General features: G+C 43.8%; 13 protein-coding genes. 3 read left to right on the top strand and 10 right to left on the bottom strand.

All coding sequences use genetic code 11. From position 1 onward, the window contains the following. Position 1: 1 nt before the first annotated feature. Positions 2-1,426, bottom strand: a complete 1,425-nt coding sequence (locus V7R55_RS15340; protein ID WP_334060167.1) for a cryptochrome/photolyase family protein — start codon at positions 1,424-1,426, stop codon at positions 2-4. A gap of 112 nt (positions 1,427-1,538) precedes the next feature. Here V7R55_RS15340 and V7R55_RS15335 point away from each other — a divergent pair, with 112 nt between their 5' ends. Together V7R55_RS15335 and V7R55_RS15330 are read left to right on the top strand one after the other, a co-directional pair. Further along, positions 1,539-2,846 (top strand): DASH family cryptochrome, encoded by a 1,308-nt coding sequence (locus V7R55_RS15335; protein WP_334060166.1) that lies wholly within the window; start codon positions 1,539-1,541, stop codon positions 2,844-2,846. Positions 2,847-2,858: 12 nt separating this feature from the next. Next, positions 2,859-4,508: a cryptochrome/deoxyribodipyrimidine photo-lyase family protein gene (locus V7R55_RS15330; RefSeq protein WP_334060165.1), complete on the top strand. Its 1,650-nt coding sequence runs from the start codon at positions 2,859-2,861 to the stop codon at positions 4,506-4,508. Here the strand turns inward: V7R55_RS15330 and V7R55_RS15325 are convergent. After that, positions 4,505-4,792, bottom strand: a complete 288-nt coding sequence (locus V7R55_RS15325) for a hypothetical protein (RefSeq protein ID WP_334060164.1) — start codon at positions 4,790-4,792, stop codon at positions 4,505-4,507. The two genes, V7R55_RS15330 and V7R55_RS15325, sit on opposite strands and share 4 nt — an antisense overlap. Positions 4,793-4,999: 207 nt before the next feature. Between V7R55_RS15325 and fabA the strand changes: the two genes are divergently transcribed. After that, a complete protein-coding gene (gene fabA, locus V7R55_RS15320) occupies positions 5,000-5,518 on the top strand; it encodes a bifunctional 3-hydroxydecanoyl-ACP dehydratase/trans-2-decenoyl-ACP isomerase (protein WP_334020676.1) in 519 nt (172 codons plus the stop codon). Between the two features lie 102 nt (positions 5,519-5,620). Here fabA and rmf read toward each other — a convergent pair whose 3' ends face one another. From rmf to V7R55_RS15280, 8 genes are all read right to left on the bottom strand, one after another. Then, positions 5,621-5,797 (bottom strand): ribosome modulation factor, encoded by a 177-nt coding sequence (rmf, locus tag V7R55_RS15315; RefSeq protein WP_039220169.1) that lies wholly within the window; start codon positions 5,795-5,797, stop codon positions 5,621-5,623. A 302-nt stretch (positions 5,798-6,099) separates the two neighbouring features. Next, positions 6,100-7,857: a DUF3466 family protein gene (locus tag V7R55_RS15310; RefSeq protein ID WP_334060163.1), complete on the bottom strand. Its 1,758-nt coding sequence runs from the start codon at positions 7,855-7,857 to the stop codon at positions 6,100-6,102. Between the two features lie 12 nt (positions 7,858-7,869). Next, positions 7,870-9,810, bottom strand: coding sequence for an ATP-binding cassette ATPase Uup (gene uup, locus V7R55_RS15305; protein ID WP_334060162.1), 1,941 nt, complete (start codon positions 9,808-9,810; stop codon positions 7,870-7,872). Continuing rightward, entirely contained in the window at positions 9,807-10,040 is a 234-nt protein-coding gene (locus V7R55_RS15300; protein ID WP_334060161.1) for a glutaredoxin family protein, read from the bottom strand. Before V7R55_RS15300 ends, uup begins: the two co-directional genes overlap by 4 nt. Further along, positions 10,037-12,133, bottom strand: coding sequence for a bifunctional 23S rRNA (guanine(2069)-N(7))-methyltransferase RlmK/23S rRNA (guanine(2445)-N(2))-methyltransferase RlmL (rlmKL, locus tag V7R55_RS15295; protein WP_334060160.1), 2,097 nt, complete (start codon positions 12,131-12,133; stop codon positions 10,037-10,039). The genes V7R55_RS15300 and rlmKL overlap by 4 nt, the downstream gene beginning before the upstream one ends. Before the next feature lie 84 nt (positions 12,134-12,217). Further along, positions 12,218-13,225 carry a quinone-dependent dihydroorotate dehydrogenase gene (pyrD, locus tag V7R55_RS15290; RefSeq protein WP_334060159.1) on the bottom strand — a complete coding sequence of 336 codons (1,008 nt, stop codon included), beginning with the start codon at positions 13,223-13,225 and terminating at the stop codon, positions 12,218-12,220. 164 nt (positions 13,226-13,389) lie between these two features. Beyond that, complete coding sequence (locus V7R55_RS15285; RefSeq protein ID WP_334060158.1) at positions 13,390-18,228, bottom strand: NAD-glutamate dehydrogenase; 4,839 nt, start codon at positions 18,226-18,228, stop codon at positions 13,390-13,392. Between the two features lie 196 nt (positions 18,229-18,424). Then, positions 18,425-20,743, bottom strand: coding sequence for an efflux RND transporter permease subunit (locus V7R55_RS15280; RefSeq protein WP_334060157.1), 2,319 nt, complete (start codon positions 20,741-20,743; stop codon positions 18,425-18,427). Positions 20,744-20,755: the final 12 nt, after the last annotated feature.

Raw genomic sequence — 20,755 nt, 5'->3', positions numbered from 1 at the left:
CCTACTCTTTTATCTGCTGAAACGCGTCCAGAGCGCGCTGACGTGATGCTTTCAAATCAACAAGTGGCTTCGGGTAATCCTTACCAAGCTCAATCCCTGCATCTTTTAGTATTGCACTTGGTGCTTCCCAAGGCTTATGTATGTACTTGTCAGATAACTTATTCAGCTCTGGGCAATACTTTCGAACATAGTTGCCTTTTTTATCAAACTTCTCGCCTTGGAGTATTGGATTAAAAATTCTAAAGTATGGTGAAGCGTCTGCACCAGAACCCGCAACCCACTGCCAACTGGCACTGTTGCTGGCAAGGTCGGCATCTAATAGCGTATCCCAAAACCATCGTTCGCCTTCATGCCAGCTAAGCAGTAAGTTTTTAACCAAAAATGAACCCACGATCATACGCACTCGATTATGCATGTAACCAGTTTGCCATAGCTCACGCATTCCCGCGTCGACAATGGGAACACCGGTTTTTCCCTTTTGCCATGCTTTAAGCGCCTTAGCGTCTGAACGCCATGGAAATTTATTGAATTTTTCGTTGAAGTTTTTATTTGGCAGTGTTGGAAAATGAAACAGCAGATAATAGCTAAACTCGCGCCAACCCAACTCGCTCAAATAGGTCTCAATGCTTTTGTCTTCGCTATTTCCGAACTTATCTTTTATTGCATACCACACTTGGTTTGGCGACACCTCACCAAAGTGCAAATGGGGTGACAAGCGCGATGTTCCTCGAGCCGAAGGGATGTCTCTTCCGTTTTTGTATTTACGTGCAGAGTTTTCGATAAAGTCTGCGAGATTATCAGCAGCACCGTCTTCACCTGGCGACCATTCTTTCGAAATGGTCTCGTCCCAATTAACGGTAGGCAGTAAGTCCAGCGATGCTAAATCAACACCTTCGTTTTTTACATCTGCATAGGTTATGCGTGCGGGTGGCGCTTTCGGGTAACGCGGCTCTTCTGCTTGCAAACAACCCTTTTTATAATAAGGCGTAAATACGCGGTACGGCGTGCCATCCTTTTTAAGCACTTTCATTGGTTCCCATAAAAGACTTCCATTACAGCTATGCGCTTCGTAATCGTTGTCAACGAGAGATTGCTTAATCGCTTTGTCACGATTTATTTGCCACGGTTCATAGCATCGGTTCCAAAAAATTGCTTTTGCACCAAAGGAATCCATTAACGTTGGAATGATATTCTTTGGATCGCCTTTAAAAATTTGTAAGTGGCCATTGAGGCGTTGATTAAGAGACACTAGAGAGTGGTGAAGCCACCACTTGCTGGCTCCTCCAGGTACTCTTCCGTCAGGGGCTGTATCATCATAAATATAAATGGGTACTACTTTTCCCATATCACAAGCTGCATTTAATGCTGGATTGTCTTTTACGCGTAGGTCTTGTCTAAACCACATGATACTAACAGGAACGGTCACTTTTTTTCCTCAGGCGTTGCGCCAAATTTAAATATTATTCGTACCTAATATATTACGTAGTAAAGCGGATTCAAGATCCGTCTAAATATCAAAAATAACGCTTAAAATTAGTATGATGAATCAACATTCTAACGATAAAACTAAATTTACTGATAAACGCGGCCTATTTTGGTTCAGGTACGACCTAAGACTTCACGATAATGCCGCTATTGCTGCATTATGCAAAGAGGTCAGCCAAGTCACATTCGTTTACATTTTGGATGATAAAAACTTTACCCCTAACGCTCTTGGTCTCTCTCCAATGGGCAAGCACAGGCATACCTTTTTGCTGCAAACATTGGTTGATTTAAAACAACAATTAGCAAAATTTGGACATGAGTTGCTTGTCGTAAAAGGTAGTGCCGCTGAATGTTTGGTTGAGCTTTTAAGGTCCGGGCAATATACCCATCTTGGTGTGAGTCAATATTGTGGATACGATGAGACTGCAGAGTTAAACACCGTCAAACGCTTCTTCGATTCACTAACTGTTATAGAAACCTCCACATTTGGTTTATTTGATGCACAAACATTTCCATTTAGCATTGAAGAAATGCCCGACGTTTTTAGCCCGTTTAGAAGAAAAGTAGAGAAACACTGCAAACCACTCGCGGTCAACCCCACTATAGAGCGCTTACCTTCTCCTTTTGTACCGACGATAGACAAATCTTTTTTACTTACGCTGGATCTCGATTTACCTGAACCATCAGAATCATCGTTTATTGGTGGTGAAACCGCAGCGCTTTCCCACCTACACACATATTTATTCAACTGGCGTGCTGCGTCATCCTACAAAGAAACCCGTAATGCTCTAGATACATGGAAGGATAGTACGAAATTATCAGCTTGGTTAGCTAATGGTTCACTTTCTGCGCGAGAAGTAATGAGGCAAGTTCATAACTTTGAAGAGACCGTTGAAAAAAATGACTCCACCTATTGGATTTATTTCGAACTACTGTGGCGTGAGTTTTTCCACTGGCTACAGTGTAAATATGGTGCTAGGTGGTTTCGCTTTAGCGGTATTCAGGGCAAAACACCTTCCACTACACATTGCACTGAGACGTTTACGCAATGGTGCGAAGGCAAAACCGGCTACCCTATTGTGGATGCGTGCATGCGACAACTTGCTGAAACGGGATATATGTCGAACCGCGGCAGGCAACTCGTTGCCAGCTGCTTTGTGCACGAACTTCGACAAGACTGGCGCTACGGTGCAGCATGGTTTGAACACCAATTAGTTGATTACGATGTAGGTAGCAACTGGGGAAATTGGCTTTATCTTGCTGGTGTGGGAAGCGACCCTCGCGGACATAGACAATTTAATCTACAAAAGCAGACTGAAATTTACGACCCTACAGGCCAATTCCGTAATAAATGGCTGTAGCTCTTTCGCTGTATGACGTCAGGCAAATTTAAAGAGACAGTCACAGTTATCTGGTTAAAGCGAGATCTTCGTTTACGTGACCACGAACCTTTTTATCGCGCCGTAGAGGCCGGTGAAAAATTGCTCCCACTATTTTGTTGGGAGCCCTCGGTCATTGCCGACCCGCATATGGATGTCCGTCATTGGCGCTTCATGCAGCAAAGTATTGATGATATCAACAGTCAATTACCCGCCCACACTGGTGTTTTGTCGCTACATTGTGAAGTGGCAGAAGCACTTGAACTTATTGCTCAAAATTACAACATTGCAGCGGTTAGGAGTTACCAAGAAACAGGTCTTGTGGTTACGCATAACCGCGATAAAGATGTTTCTAGGCACTTGAAAAACAAAGCTATTTCATTTTTTAAATATCAGTATGGTGCAGTATTACGTGGGTTGCCCCATCGAGCGCGTTGGCAGCAAAACTGGGAGCGTCATTTTGCAGCTGCCACCTATGATTTTGATATAGAAGCTGCAAAATGGGTTAATTGGCGTGCCCATGCTAGTCTTAAAAAAGCGTCTAAATCTATCAAGGAAATAGCTGAATTAAAATCCTTTCCATCCGACCGACCTAAAGACTATTCTGACGGAGTTGAATGTAACGTATACAAGTCTGAGTACACCAAAAATGAAGTAGCATCCGATATAGCTACAATGCAACCCGGCGGTGAAAAACGTGCTTGGCAGGTGTTAAAAGACTTCTTCAGCCATCGTGGTCAGTACTATCACCAGCATATCTCAAAGCCTGAATATGCACGTCGAGCATGTTCGCGACTGAGCCCTTATCTCGCATGGGGCAATATCTCAATAAAGCAGGTTTATCAAAGCGTTCAGTTAGAAAAACAAGCAAAGAAAGCGTTACCAACACCAGAGCGCCAACAGTGGAGCCGTGCCCTATCTGCTTTAACATCCAGACTACACTGGCATTGTCACTTTATTCAGAAGTTTGAAAGCGAGGCGAGTATAGAATGGCGTCCAATGAACAGTGCTTATGAACACTTCCCATTTATAGACGGCCCGGAAGCTGAGCGGCGTTTCTATTTATGGACCCTTGGTCGCACGGGCTACCCTTTGGTAGATGCCTGTATGCGAGCGCTACGACAGACTGGGTATATTAACTTTCGGATGCGAGCAATGGTAACCAGTTTTTTATGTCACCATTTAAACGTGCATTGGTTGAAAGCCGCGCTTTACCTCGCTACACAGTTTCTAGACTTTGAGCCGGGGATCCACTATCCACAAATACAAATGCAGGCGAGTGTTACAGGTATTCATACTGTAAGGCTTTATAACCCTGCAACACAGTCACAAAAATTAGACCCTGATGGCGTATTTATTAAAAAGTGGGTGCCAGAACTGGCGAAATTACCTAATGAAGCCGTTCATGCGCCCTACGACCTACCGCCATTGGAAGCGCAAATGTTAGGTTTTGACCTTCAGCAAGATTACGTGACGCCCATTATCAATATCGCAGAGAATAACCGTATAACAGCGAAACGTTTATGGGAGTATCGCGAACGAGATGACGTAATCAAAGAAGCGCGTCGTATTGTCAGACGTCATACTATGCAAAATAGCCCAAGCCGTGCGTGGTTAAAAGCAAAGACTAAAAAGACAGTTTAACGGTTGTTCTTCCTTAGCCACTCATTTAACAGTTTAATTTGACCGCATTTGTACGCCGCATACATTAAACGCATAGCGTTAGACATGGCTTCACTATCGGTCCAGCCGGTTTTATCTCGAATTTCGTCATAGCATGCTTTTGCTTCTGGGCTAACATAACCCCTCACTAGCTTTTTTCCTGCGTCTTTTTGTCTTTCTCTAAAACGTTTTTGTTTATCAGCGTTTGCTTTTGCTCTATCTGCAGGGCTCTTTTTACTGTTTTTTTTTGTTGTTTGTTCTGTCATAGTTTTCACACAAAGATACGATATTGTGAAGCGTAGTTTAATCGCTGTTTATAAATTGCACTTGTAGGGCGATATATGTACGGGTTAATTTAACTTTAAGTATCTTAGCATGCGTTTTTCTTCAGAAAAATGACTGTTCAGAGTTGTTTGGCGTACAAGTGTTCGCTAAATTAACCCCGTCACTTTAATAACAACAATGAGTTGGGAATGTCAGAGAAGAAAAGTAGTTTTAACAAAGAAGATTTATTAGCGTGCAGCCGCGGTGAAATGTTTGGTCCAGGTAACAGTCAGTTACCAGCACCAAATATGCTTATGATGGACCGCGTAGTTTCAATTACTGAAGATGGCGGTGAACATGGCAAAGGCGAAATAATCGCTGAGTTAGATATTACCCCTGATTTGTGGTTTTTTGACTGCCATTTTCCTGGTGACCCAGTTATGCCTGGATGCCTAGGTCTTGACGCAATGTGGCAGCTTGTGGGGTTCTTCCTTGGCTGGAGCGGTGGCCCAGGTAAGGGGCGTGCCCTTGGTGTTGGTGAAGTTAAGTTTACTGGCCAAATACTTCCTACAGCGAAAAAAGTAACCTATAAAATCACAATGAAGCGCGTTATCAAGCGCAAACTCTTCATGGGTATGGCAGATGGCTCGGTTGAAGTCGACGGTAGAGAAATCTATGTCGCGAAAGATTTGAAAGTGGGCTTGTTCCAAGATACATCGAATTTTTAATCGCTGTTTTTAGCCGAACTTGCACTCAAAAGCGCTGCCGCACAAAAAAGCCCCTTTTCAGGGGCTTTCCTTTTTGCATAATCAGTTCATAAAAGAGAAGTGTTATTTGACACTTAAACCCAAGTGTCTGTCTTCTACTGCCTCACGCCATCCACCTAACCACTGTGAACGTGCATCGTTTTGCTGAAATGGACAATTTTCCTTCGAACGACCGCTAATACCAGCTTGATAGCCTTTAGAATGGGCGCGAGTCATTTTATCTCTTTTTTGTCTTTTCATTGATTAGCCTCTTTTGTTTGTTGGACGTACAACAAATCATTTTCTCGAGCGCTCTACATCATATCGGTTGATAGTGCCGGAAAAGTGATTGCGTACATTACTTTGATAGTGCAATTAACGAAATGGTTCAAGAAAAATATAAAATTAAAACCCTTGACAAACTTTAAATAAATGAAGTTTCGATGAAATTTATGTTACATTTTTTATGCATAAATATGTCTATTTTTACGCTTTTTAGGCATAAAAAAAGCCACAGCAATGTGGCTTCTTCAACGCATTGTAAATATGCTTTATAAATTCAATTATTTTTTAAAGCGTCTGCGCACGAAAGCTGCGGAAAATAACCCGAAGAAGGCCAGCCAACCTGTGGAAGCACCGCTGCGCTCAAAAGGTTGTTCGTCTTCAGGCACTTCACATTCGTCGATGGAGCCGTTAGCTATTGGAGATAGTTTAACTGCTACTATAGAATCCACCAAATCTGTTTCGCCACTTGAGTTTATGACGTCAACGCCAGTTACGTACTTATTAGTTGTTTTGATACGTGCATTCGCGATAATTTCGTTGTCATCATTAATGTCAACGGCTTCTATAAGCTCATAGGTATTGTCACAAGATACTAAATCGTTGAGATCCAGAAACTCCTCTGTGTCAATATTATACATAAATGCGGCGGTTTCACGCAGTGTATCGCTTGTGGCTTCCACATCAGCTTTACCCACCACAATATTGTTATTGTTAATCGCATTCGCAGTAACCCCCGCGCTTACGAAGAAGCCATCAGGATATTTCTGCTCTTGTGTATCTAGGTTATATACAAAAAGGCGTGAACGAGCGATATCGCTTTGTGAGCGAAGTACGGCGCCCGTTACCCAGTTTTCATCGTTAATAGCGATTGCTTGGCTATTGATGTTTTCTTCGCGAGGAAGAAGTTCAATAGTCTCGCCATCTCTGAACACAGTTGCAACGCGCTCACTTTCAGTCAAGCCAGATTGGTTAGGACGAGTGATCGTAACACGATCTCCTGTTAGCCCTTCACCCACAGCAATACCTTGATCATTGATATCATAAGCATAGGTAAAGTAGTGTGCTGTATCGTCCTCATCTGGTTCGAACAGTAATGGATATGTATCGGTGCTAATCACATCTCCGTTAACGTCAACTTGCCAGATAGTAGCGTTAACTTCTGATAATAAAACGAAGCCGGGAAGATAGTTGGTTGATGTGTTTAGGTAATAGCTAGAAATGCGCGGTACCGCAAAATCACCATTATAAACAGTAAACAAACAACGCCCTTCAGACTGATCACCGCGCAACTCATCATCAGCACATGTTTCGATAGCTTCATCTACGTCGTCTTGAAAACTAACCGTACTAAAACCGGCCACTTGTAGATTTGCATTAATTGCACGAGCCGATGAAAAACCGCCCGCAGTGGTATCTAAAGCGGGTAATGCTTTGGTGACATCAGATGCTTGAATAAAACCTTGTTGAGCTGACTCAGGATAAGTGTAGTTAACTGTGTCGCCGTCTTCATTTTCGTACGGGTCTAAAACAACTAAACCAGACGAGTCACCTACAACAAAGTTACCGTTTAAACTGTCTCTGCCTAATGCCTCTACCGAGTGTGTATAGTCATCGAATTTCTCAGTAACTTCGTCTAAACCAGGCACCAAAGAAATATCCTGGGTGTCAGTTAAGAAGGTTCTAAAAGATGCAAGTTTTTGACCCGTTGAGGCAGTGAAGTTCGAAAGCAAGTAATTAACGATAATCGTGTAATCTGCGTCAGTAAACACGCCTTGGCGCGCATCATCTTCATTTTCTAAAGCAGAGCCGTTCACATCAAAGAAATTGGTGTCATTTTCAAGCTGATCTACATCTATTGGGGGACTGTATTCAAGCTGGGCAACAGAAAGCATTTTGCCTGAGTTGTCGATTGAACGAGCAAAATTGTTTCTAGCGGTATCCTGTAAAGGAAGAGGCGTCACTGAATAGGTCGCGGCAAATGCCGAAACACTTCCTGTTGCCAACAGAACGGCGGCGGCAAGCTGAGTTCGTTTCATTTAAAATCCTATTTACTGCTGATTATCTTCCAGCATACTTTCTAATTCATCCCAGCGCGCATATTTCTGGGAAAGTAATTCTTCTTTATCTGCCAATTCGGCTAACGCCTTGGCAGTAATATCACTGTCTTGTTTGAAAAAGTCTGGGTCGTTGACTTCTTCTTGCATAGCCTCGAGTTCTTCCTCAAGTGTTTCTAGTTCTTTAGGCAAGGACTCAAGTTCACGCTGGTCTTTGTATGATAGCTTTTTCGTCTTACGGGGAGAAGACTTAGCACTAGGACTGTCTGAAGCTGAATTAGTTTCATTCTTTACCTTGGCTTTCTCTTCCTTTTCGATTTGCTGACGTTTTTCCTGTTGCTCTTTATACCAGTTTTCTACGTCAGTGAAACCCCCTATAAATTCGCGAAGCAGGCCATTACCTTCAAAAACTACGCTGCTGTTGGCAACGTTATCAACGAATTCTCTATCGTGGCTTACTAAAAGCACGGTGCCGGTATACTCGTTAAGTAAGGTTTCAAGCATTTCTAAGGTTTCAACGTCTAAGTCGTTGGTTGGCTCATCGAGAACCAAAACGTTGCTTGGCTTCAGCATGAGTTTGGCGAGCATAAGGCGGTTTTTTTCGCCACCTGATAATGACTTCACAGGCGCATTTACGCGTTCTGGCGTAAACAAGTAGTCTTGCAAATAGCTTATCACGTGGCGCGGGTGGCCATTCACCATAAGGTCGCGTTTTCCATCGCCAACCGCATCAATAACTGATTTTTCTAAATCTAAACCATGACGATGCTGGTCGAAATACGCGACTTCTAAATTTGTGCCTTGTTTGCAATAGCCTTGATCTGGCTGTAATTGGCCTAACAGCAACTTAATAAGTGTACTCTTACCGCAACCGTTAGCCCCGATTAATGCTAGTTTGTCTCCGCGCAGTACATTTAGGTTTAAGCCTTTGACAATAGGCTTACCTTCAATGTTATAGCTTAAGTCTTTTACCTCAAATACCATTTTGCCAGAACGGGCGCCCTGATGTTGGTTAACTACAGCATTGCCCTGGACTGCTCTGCGTGCTTTGCGTTCTTCGCGTAGTTTTTTAAGCGCTCTTACTCGGCCCTCGTTACGTGTACGACGAGCTTTAATGCCCTGTCGAATCCATACCTCTTCTTGTGCTAGCTTTTTATCGAATTCAGCATTTTGCGACGCTTCAACTTCTAAATCGTGCTGTTTTTTCTCAAGGTAGGTTTCGTAATTACCTGGATAGCTGGTAACAGAACCGCGGTCTAGATCAATAATACGTGTTGCCATGGCGCGAATGAAAGCACGGTCGTGGCTTACAAATACAATTGCGCCTTGATAGTTGCTCAAGCTCGACTCAAGCCAACGGATCATCTCAATATCGAGGTGGTTAGTAGGTTCATCTAACAGCAATAAATCTGGTTGACGTACTAACGCACGCGCAAGAGCGGCTTTTCTTCGCCAGCCTCCGGATAACGTTGATAACGATATCTCAGGGTCAAGTTTAAGCATGGTAAGCGTTTGCTCAATCTGCTGCTCGAACTGCCAAGCGTCTCTAGCCTCTAGCTGCTCTTGCAACCGCTGAAGTTTATTTAAATTAGCTTCACTAGGGTCTTCACCCACAGTGCGGGTTTGATGAAAATAAGCTTTTAGCGTTTCACCTACGTCCGAGAGGCCTTCGGCAACGTAATCAAACAGTGTTACGTCTGTCGTTTGTGGCGGATCCTGCTCTAAACGTGCTATTACGGTGTTATTCTCAATAATGCGCTGGCCATCGTCGGCAATAACATCGCCTGCGATAACTTTCATAAGGGTTGATTTACCGCTTCCGTTACGGCCCACTAAACATACGCGCTCTTTAGGCTGAACAACCAGTTCAACGCCGTCTAGAAGCGGCGGATTTCCATAAATAACAGTGATGTTTTTTAACTGCAAAATGCTCACTGAAGAAACTCCTCTAAATCGGCGGCATTAAAGGGCCATCCAATTTCTTTTTCATTATCGGCCCGCTTCAAAACTGGAATACGGGCTCCGTACAAGTGGTACAACTCGGTGCTAGTTCGAATGTTCACTTTCTCTATATCAAGTGACGAAAACATAGACGTTTGCTGAAGTTCTACATCCGCTAAATCACAAAGACTACACTGAGGGCCCGTATAAAAGATTATTTTCATGAATGTAGAATCCAGCACTGGTGTATTTTACCCTTACGAGCAAAATCTTCGGGTATGGTTTCGTGGGTGATATTTTCAATATTTAAGCCAAGGGTACTGATGGCTGACTCGTCTAATTTAAAACCACGCTTATTGTTGGAGAATATGATTGTCCCCTGCTCTTTTAAACACGCTTTGGCGTCGGTAAGCATTTTTACATGGTCGCGCTGTACGTCCCACGTATTCTGCATACGTTTCGAATTTGAAAACGACGGTGGGTCGATGAAAATTAGGTCATATTTACCCTTGTGCGTACCTAGCCATGTGGTGCAGTCGGCTTGAATAAAGGCGTGAGGGCCAGTTAGTTTATTCAGTGCTATGTTTTTCTTTGCCCATTCTAAATAGGTGTTAGACATATCCACGGTGGTAACAGATTTCGCACCGCCCATAGCAGCGAAGACAGACACACTTCCTGTATATGAAAATAAATTCAATACGTCTTTGTCTTTTGACAACGATTTTACTTTTTGACGGGTATTACGGTGGTCTAGGAAAAGCCCAGTATCTAAGTAATCAGTCAGATTAACCAAAAACCGAGCGTCGTTTTCGAACACTTCCATCATATCGCCAGACTGGTTGATTTTTTCGTATTGCTTAGTCCCTTTTTGCTGGCTACGCACTTTAAGCGCAATATGCTTGGGGGATACGCCAGTTACGGAAGGCAGATGCAGCAATACTTCTTGCAGGCGTTTACGGGCTTTATCTTCTGATACAGTTTTTGGTGGCGCGTACTCTTGGACGACCAGCCAATCGCCATACCTATCTACCGCTACGTTGTAATCGGGTAGATCAGCGTCGTAAATACGGTAGCAGTTTGTGTTTGCGTTTTTTATCCAGCCTTTCATGCGTTTGAGGTTTTTCTTAAGGCGATTTGCAAACTCGTGGTTGCTGGCATCTTCACTAAACTGGACCGTGTTTTGTTCATCAAGAACATAGTTGGCTAAGCGACATTCTAACTTACCATTGTTCATGGCATAGTCTTTGGTGGCGCGAAGTTTTAATACGCGTAGTAAATCGCGGTTACTGCTAAGAAGCGACACATGCCAGCCTTTCCAAGCTTCTTTAAAGCGCTTACCCCAATCGCTAAATAGCGGGATTAACGAAGTCAGTTCACCTAAACGCTCTCCGTATGGCGGGTTAGACACGACATAGCCTGGCGTGCCGACTGGCGGCGATGACTTGGTAGCATCTTGCTGAGAAAACGAAATATCGTTAAATACACCAGCAAAATCAGCGTTGGCTTTGGCAATGGCGACCATTTTACGGCTGAAGTCACCTGCGTAAATACCGCCGCAACTTGGCTTTTGAACAGAAATGGCATGCTCTACCAAATCTTCCCAAACCTTAGCTTCGTGGCCAAGCCATTTAGTAAAGCCCCAGTATGAACGCTTAATACCCGGTGCAATATTACGGGCTATATAGGCCGCTTCTATTGCAATAGTGCCTGAGCCACACATTAAATCTACCAAAGGCGCCTCGGTATTCTCTGCCCAACCACTGCGCATAAGCATTGCGCTGGCAATGTGCTCTTTAAGCGGGGCGTCACCGGTTTCCTGTCGGTATGCGCGTTGGTGTAAACTTGCTCCAGCTAGGTCTATACCCAAGATCACATTGTCGCGGTGCAGTCTGGCATATACTGATACATCAGGGCTTTTGCGCTCAACTGATGGGCGAGGTAAACCTTGCTCAACGAATGAATCCACAATGGCGTCTTTAACACGAACAGCACCAAACTGGGTGTTTTTGATAGCAAAGTTGGTTCCGATAAACTGTACAGATAACGTATGACGAGAATCCATCTGCATTTGCCAGTCAACGCCCATAGCCGTGTTATAAAGTGCGTCTGCATCGCCTGCTTTACCGGATGCTAACACCCAAATTACGCGGTTAGCTAAACGAGACCATAAGCAAAGTTTATAAGCATCTTCTTTTGAGCCTTCAAACTGAATAGTGCCAGGACCCTGTTTAATTTGTGCATCAGGGCAAAGGCTTAGCACTTCTTGTTTCAATAGTTCGTCAAGACCGCGACTGGTCGTAACCAGAATAGTATTCATTCATATACCTGTTTTTGATGCACGAGCTTCACTAGAAGCACGTGCACGAGAGATTGGTTTCGGGTGTACCCTATTTCGAGTGTATTATAACGCGTTTACGATGCGTTTAACGAGAGATGGGCCTTGATAAATAAAAGCTGAGTAGACCTGAACAAGTGAAGCGCCTGCGTCTAAACGCGCTTGCGCTGCCCCTGGGGAGTCGATACCGCCCACGCCGATAATAGGTATAGCGCGGTCAAGTGCCTTATTTAATTTACGGGTTACTTCTAAGCTCATATCTGTCATTACGGAACCGCTCAACCCACCCATTTCATCTGCGTGTTGCAGTCCAGCAACCGTATCACGAGAAAGCGTCGTGTTCGTTGCGATGACACCATCCATCTTGCTATTAATTAGCGATGCAGCAATACTTTCAATTTCAATATCACTTAAATCTGGCGCAATCTTAATAAAAAGCGGTACGTATTTTCCGTGAGTTTGCGTGAGTGTTTCTTGGGCGGCCTTTAGGCCTGCTAATAATTTATCAAGTGCTTCACCGTACTGCAGGTTTCTAAGCCCTGGCGTGTTAGGCGATGAAATATTGATAGTGACATAGCTGGCGTAAGGGTAAACCTTATTCAAGCAAATCAGGTAATCATCGAGTGCTTTTGCTTCTTCGGTGTCTTTGTTCTTACCGATGTTTATCCCAATTGGCCCTTTAAACTGGGCTTTTTTTACTTGCTCAACAAGGTGATCAACACCTTTATTGTTAAAACCCATACGGTTAATAATGGCGTGCTTTTCAGGAATTCTAAATAAGCGAGGCTTAGGGTTGCCTGGCTGTGGGCGTGGCGTTACCGTACCAATTTCTACAAAGCCAAAGCCCATGCTTGAAAATGCATCAATACAATCCCCATTTTTATCCAGTCCTGCGGCCAACCCCACAGGATTGTCAAAGGTCATGCCGGCGACGGTGACGGGCTTTTCAATCGTTGGTGTGCTGTACATCCATTTCAGCGGTGTATGTTGTGTCTTGTTTAACCAGTTAATGGTGAAATCGTGACTTTTTTCAGGCTCACACTGAAGTAAGAATTTTTGCACTAAAGATTGCATGGTTGTGTTTAACGCTCGCTTATTAAGGGCCTTTTAGTCGTTACTACGCCTTACGTATACAGATAATCTGTTTATAAAAAACGATGTAGAGCTAGCTAATAATAACCAATCGGCCAATAAAAAGCCCTGATAAACAGGGCTTAAATTATTAAGGTGCGTGTATTCTAATGGTTAGACTTCACGCTTAAAAGCATCAATTCACGTAAAGCGACAGAAAATTTCGCAAATTCGTGAGTTGTACTGGTCTTAAATTCAGACATCATATGGTACCAGCGTTTTAGCAGCACCTGATTGCTTTCAATCCACTCATCCAGAATTTGGTCAGCGTTGCTCACGTCTTCACGAGAAGCTAGCAGATTTGCTGCAATTGAGCGCTGCTGCCAGTCAAGTTCTTCACGATATGAAGCACGGGCCAATGCCTGCCAGTGGTTGCTTACCGCTTGATTGTTGATTTGGTCTAAGAACCAGTGAAGCTCTAGACGCGAACCCAATTGGTAGTAAAGCTTGGCAACAACATCAGTATCGTGCTTATCGGCTTCTACAATTTGTGCCAAATCAAAGCTTGAGAACATATTCGAGAAGCTCGCTACTTGATAAGCAATATCCTGAGGCACGCCCTCAGCAATATACTTCTGCGTTGCTGCTTCTAATTGTGCATATTCACTTTCTACCAAGTAATGCTGTAAGTTTTTCGACAGTATATCGAATGTGCCGCGATAGCTCGCGATGGCTTCTTCAATCGACTGCGCTTTGTTGCCATGACGAATATACCAGCGAGAAGCACGACGCATAATTCTGCGCGCTTCATCAAGCATTTTCAACTGGAGTTTGGCAGGAATAACGTTGTCTAATTTTTCAATGCGCTCCCACAGCGTATCCATGTTGAAGATACCGTGCACAATCGCGTAGGCATCTGCAATTTCGTTAACGCTTGCACCGGTTTCTTCCTGCATTCTAAAGACAAAATTAAGGCCCATGTCGTTAACCATATTATTGGTTAGTTTAGTGGCGATAATTTCGCTTCTGAGCGGGTGCTGCTGCATGTGTGCTGCAAACTTCTCGCGAAGCACTTTTGGGAAGGCTTCAACTAACAGTTTACCATGGTAAGGGTTGTCAGTAATTTCCGGAATGTTAAGCGCATCTTTAAGCACCATTTTTCCATAGGCAATCAGCACGCTAAGTTCAGGGCGCGTTAGGCCTTGGTCAGTTGCAACGCGATCAGAAATCTCATCATCGCTCGGAATAAACTCAAGTTCACGGTTTAGCTGCCCTTCACGTTCTAGACCGTGAATAAAGCGAAGCTGCTCTTTAAGTTGCTTCACGCCAGCTAACTCCGTAATAGAGATAGACTGGGTTTGGCGATAACAGTCTTTCAATACAATTGTACTAACATCGTCAGTCATATCGTACAGCAGCTTATTACGCTGCTTAAGCGTTAGTTCGCCATCGTTAACCAAGCTGTTAAGCAAAATTTTAATGTTAACTTCGTTATCAGAACAATCTACACCACCGACGTTATCGATAAAGTCAGTGTTAACCCGGCCTCCGTTTGAAGCATATTCAATACGACCGAGCTGCGTTAAGCCTAAGTTGCCACCCTCGCCCACAATTTTTGCTTGAACGTCACGGCCATTAACACGTAAATCATCGTTGGCACGATCGCCCACTTCCGAATGAGATTCTTTCTTACTCTTGATATAGGTACCGATGCCGCCGTTCCAAAGAAGGTCGACAGGCATTTTCAGTATATTATGAATAAGCTCGTTGGGCGTCATAGTGAGTTGACGTGTGCCTAACCACTTCTTCATTTCAGGTGTCAGCTTGATTGACTTAGACGCACGGCTAAATACACCACCACCTTTAGAAATTAACTTACTGTCATAGTCTTCCCAGCTAAGGCTTGGATTCTCAAATAAACGCTGGCGCTCTTTGTAGCTCTCAGCCGCATCTGGGCTTGGGTCAAAGAAAATGTGTAAGTGGTTAAATGCCGCAATTAATCGCGTATGCTTTGACAGCAGCATACCGTTACCAAATACGTCGCCTGCCATATCGCCAACGCCCACAGCGGTAAAGTCTGTTGTTTGGCAGTCAATGCCAATTTCTCTAAAGTGACGTTTGACCGATTCCCAACCGCCGCGCGCAGTGATACCCATCTTCTTATGGTCGTAACCAATACTACCGCCAGATGCAAATGCATCGCCCAGCCAGAAGCCAAATTCCTCTGCAATACCGTTGGCAATGTCAGAGAAGGTCGCGGTACCTTTGTCTGCAGCTACAACCAAATATGGGTCGTCATCATCAAGGCGTACCACGTCTTTAGGAGGTACTATTTCGCCATTAACGATGTTATCGGTAATATCCAATAAGCTTGTAATGAAAGTTCGGTAACAGGCTTGCCCTTCTGCTTGAATAGCCGCACGGCCCTCACCAACCGGCAAGTTTTTACAAACAAACCCGCCTTTCGCACCAACAGGAACAATTACTGTATTTTTAACCTGCTGCGCTTTTACCAAGCCCAGTACTTCGGTTCTGAAATCTTCTTGACGGTCAGACCATCGCAGACCACCACGGGCCACTTTACCACCGCGAAGGTGCACACCTTCAACGCGTGGGCTGTATACAAAGATTTCAAACTTAGGTAACGGCAGCGGCATTTCTGGAATAAGCTCTGGCATCATCTTAAATGATACGTAAGACTTTTCGTTACCTGCATCGTCTGGTTGATAGAAGTTGGTTCGTAGGGTTGCCGACATCATATCTAGATAACGACGAATTATGCGGTCGTCATCAAGGTTACTTACATTATCTAGCTGTGTCTTGATTGTCTCTAGTATTGCGTCTTCTTTTTTCTGGTTACGCTTTTTCTTGGGGTCAAAACGTTGGTCAAAGAAATCTACCAATAAACGGGCAATGTCTGGGTAGTTAGACAGTGTATTTGCAATATAGTCTCGGCTAAAAGAACTACCAGTTTGGCGCATGTATTTGGCGTAGGCGCGCAGCACAGTCACCTTTCGGCCTGTCATGTTCGCGCCTAGTATGAGGCGGTTAAACGCATCATCTTCAAGTGTTTTGTACCACACCTTCGCGAAGGCTTCTTGGAATAGAGTTTGCGCCGCTTCCATATCGAAATGTTGGCCGCTTTTGTGCAACATGGTGAAGTCCATCACCCAGTTACGCTCACCTTCTGAACAGGTGATTTTATAAGGGCTTTCGTCGATTACGCGTAACCCAAAGTTCTCCAACATGGGCAACACGTCAGACAAGTGAATGGGTTCAGCACGATGGAAAAGCTTAAGCTTAACAACTTGGCTATCTGCATCCTCTTCTTGCGGACGATAGAACAACATGTCTAAGGTGTGATTGTCGTCCAGCATCTCTAGCTTGCCGATATCTACCAGCGCTGCCGATGGCAGGTTGTGCTCCATGTAACTACGAGAAAAAGCGTTGTTGTATTTGCGCTCAAGGGCCTTACCTGACGCTTCGCCATGAGCAGCTGAAATCGCTGAAGCTAGTCGGTCGTTCCAGGTTTTGGTCAACTCAATAATGTTTTGCTCTATTTCCTTCACATCGAATTCCGCGTTGTTATCGTTGACTCTAGCAATGTAATGCGTACGGGCATATACAGATTCTGAGAAAAAGGTGGTAAATTCGACTTCCTCTGTGGCGCCTAATGAAGCTTTTAGTAACGCTTGAGTCTCTTTACGCAACTGAGTGTTATAGCGCTCTCTTGGCACAAATACCATGCAAGAGAAAAAGCGACCAAATGTGTCCTTGCGGATAAACAGACGAGATATACCACGCTCTTGCATTTGGAATATGCCCATCACGATTTGTGCGAGTTCTTCTGCTGGAGTTTGCAGTAATTCATCACGGGGATAGGTTTCTATAATGTTCGCGAAAGCTTTGTATGCGTGTGTGCCTGGCTCGAAACCAGATAATTCACAAATACGCTTAATCTTTTCACGCAAAATGGGTAGTTGGGTTACGCTATTGTTATAGAAGGATGCTGAATAAAGTCCTAGAAAGCGATGTTCACCTACAACCTGCCCGTCTTTGTTAAATACCTTAACGCCTACATAGTCCATGTAAGCTGGTCGATGCACGCGAGCACGGGAATTTGTTTTTGTTAATATCAACGGACTTTTGCTTAAGGCTTCAGCTCTAGCTGAAGCAGGCAGTCTTGATAACAGACGTTCGCGGTCATTTATTGAGTTTTTAAGAAGGCCTAAGCTAGTTTCGTTTTTCGGTATCCACCTATGGTCGCCTTCAATTGCTTTAACCTCATAATAGCGATATCCCATCATGGTGAAGTTATGGTCACCTAACCACTCAAGGTAAGCCTTGGTTTGTTTTTTCGCATCTGCAGACACAGGCCAATTGTATTTTGCGTTATCCTTTATGACGTCTTGCAAAGTACTGGTCATGCCCTGCCAGTCTTCAACTGCTAAAGAGACTTCATCAACCACTGAATAAAGTTCTTTAGTTAATGCATCGATATCTTTTTTTGAAGTTTGTCTATCGATTTCGATGAAAATGACAGTCTCTTTTTTAGCGCCATCTAGGGTTTTTCCTGGCTCTGCAAAGGCTTCTAGTTTGTTCCCTTTATCCCGCTTAACGCCGATGGGGCTATGAAGAAATAAATGTGCGGTAATGTTCAACCGATTAAGCAACATACGTACAGAGTCAACCAAGAAAGGCATGTCCGATACAATAATTTCCACTATTGTGTGGCTTGAGTGCCAGCCATGTTTCGCTATCTCAGGGTTGAAAACACGAATGTAAGGCGAAGCGTATTCAAACTTTGCCAAACCATTCCATAAACTAAGTGTTGCACCATAAAGGTCGCTGTCGTTGCGATTTTCTAAATCATCGCTTGATATGTTTTTATACAACAGACGTCCGAATTGCTGCACAAGAGACTTCTGCTTGGTATCCACTTTTTTATCGATAAGCGCAAATACATTGTCTAGCAGTACTGAGTGTCGCTGTGAGGTGACTGTCATTTGTTAACCTTTTTTGAATGTCGTAATACCAATTCAACTTGGTATAAGTGTCGAGTACCTAACTATTTTCTCTAATAAATGACGCTAATGAAAGCCCATTTTTAACCTTATATTAACAGCATAGATAACTATGCAGAAAACACATAAAAAAAAGGGCCTAAAGGCCCTTTTTTATGCGTAGCTATGCAAAAATAATTTATGCACCAGGGTCATTCTTATTCCACCATAGGAACCTAGCTAAGGCGGGTAGTACAATTATTGCCCCAAGCATGTTCACAACGAACATAAATGTTAGCAATATCCCCATATCCATTTGGAACTTAAGTGAAGAAAACACCCAGGTACTAACGCCTATTGCCAGTGTGATACCGGTAAACAATACGGCACTGCCACGCTCTTTCAGGGCTGCAAAATATGCTTCTTGAACGGTTGCACCCTTCTTCAGCATTAAGCTCTTAGTAGAGAGGATATAAATACCATAGTCCACGCCAATACCCACGCCAAGTGCGATAACTGGCAATGTAGAAACGGTGAGGCCAATTTGCAGGTATGTCATTAGTGCTTGAGCCAGCACAGAAACAACATATAGCGGTATAACAACAACTAAGGTGGCACGAATAGACCTGAAGCTTATTAGGCATAGCGCAATAACAGCACCAAATACATAAAGCATCATTGGGTCTTGTGCTGCGCTAACTGCTTCGTTGGTAGCAGCCATTACGCCAACAGGACCAGAAGCAAGGCTAAACTTCATATCGTCAGTTTGGTATTCATCGCGGTACGCTTTAACTGCATTAACAACGCGAGAAATAGTTTCTGCCTTGTGATCTTCCATAAACAGAATTATCGGCATAACTGAACAATCGCCATTAAGGAGTCCTGACGACGTAGGTACACGAGAAATAGCTTGAACTAACGTCTGTTGATTACGCGGTAGAACTTGCCATTTAACGTTACCTTCGTTGTAACCCGCATTGACAATTTTGGCTACTGACGCAAGGGACACTGCAGACTGTACGCCTTGTACGTTTTCCATCTTCCACTGGAAGTCATCCATGGCTTTCATCACACTGTGCGACGTACAAGCTTCCGGCGTAGTCTCTACGAGAATAGAGATATAATCTACTGTGACTTCATACTTGTCAGTGATTAAAAAGGTGTCTTCGTTATAGCGAGAGGTCTCGTGAAGCGCAGGCGCGCCAGCGTGTAAATCTCCTATTTTCATTTTTTGTGCCTGGAAGTGACCGAGCACGAATAAAATAGCGGTGATGGTTAGTATCAAGGCAGCTGGCTTTTTACGTGAACACGCTGCGATGACTTCCCAGAATTTCGAGTTCGCGTTTTCCTTGCCCGCAAATTTCTCTACATACTTTTGGTCTAGCTTCAAAAAGCTCATTAAAACAGGAAGTAATAAGAGATTGGTAAGTATAATTACCGCAACACCCATACTTGCTGTTATTGCTAGTTCGCGAATAATACCGATATCGATGACCAGTAACGTCATGAAACCTACAGTGTCAGATAACAAGGCGATTCCGCCCGGCACTAATAGGTTTCTAAACGCAGCCATAGACGCTCGTTTCGCACCGATACCTGTCACAGCTTGCTTTTCTACTGCATTAATCATTTGAACGCCGTGGCTAACACCGATGGCAAATACAAGAAAAGGTACCAAGATTGACATAGGATCCATGCCAAAACCAATTGAAGTCAAAAGCCCAAGCTGCCAAATAACGGCAATAATTGAACAAACCAATGGCAATACGGTAAGCATGAGACTTCGCGAGAAGAAGTACACCATGACAGCAGTAATCGCGATAGCGATGGCGAAGAATAGAAGTACATCTTTTGCGCCATCGGCTACATCGCCAATCATTTTCGCAAAGCCGATGATATGGATAGATGTATTTTCGTTTTCATATTGGCCGCGGAGCTGTTTTTCAAGCTCTGCAGCTAACGCTAGAGTATCGAGCGGCTCACCAGTTTGTGGGTCAATATCTAGCAACTGTGCAGTAACCATTGCGCAGCTGTAGTCACTTGAAACCTGTCTTCCGACAATATTCGCTTTCTCCACGTTCGCAGCTACGAGCTCTAGAGCCTCAGGACTTGAAGAGTCGAAGTCTGCAGGTATTACCGGGCCGCCTGCGAAACCGCCTTCGACGATTTCAGTGAAGCGTGTGGATGGAGAGAAAAGTGAGATTACTAACGAACGATTCACTCCATTAATGAAAAAAAGCTGGTCGTGAACATTCTTTAACGTATCGAAGAAGTTTTGATTGTAGATATTTTCGTTTTTATCACAAACAGATACCAAAATATTGTTAGCACCACCAAAATCTTGACGATGCTCAATATAGGTTTTCATGTACTCGTGATTAAGCGGAATATTTTTTTCGAAACCTGCGTCTAGACGCATTTGCGAGGCTTGGTAACCAAGAAAAACCGTTGCAATGGCAAATAGAGCCACCACAATTTTGCGGTTCCCAAACACTAATTTTTCAAGAAAATGGGTCATTGTTTTTATACT

This window comes from Alteromonas sp. S005 (assembly GCF_036864475.1).
Taxonomy (GTDB): Bacteria; Pseudomonadota; Gammaproteobacteria; order Enterobacterales; family Alteromonadaceae; genus Alteromonas.
The sequence above is the reverse complement of the archived record's forward strand: the minus strand, read 5'-3'. Positions and strand labels throughout refer to the sequence as shown.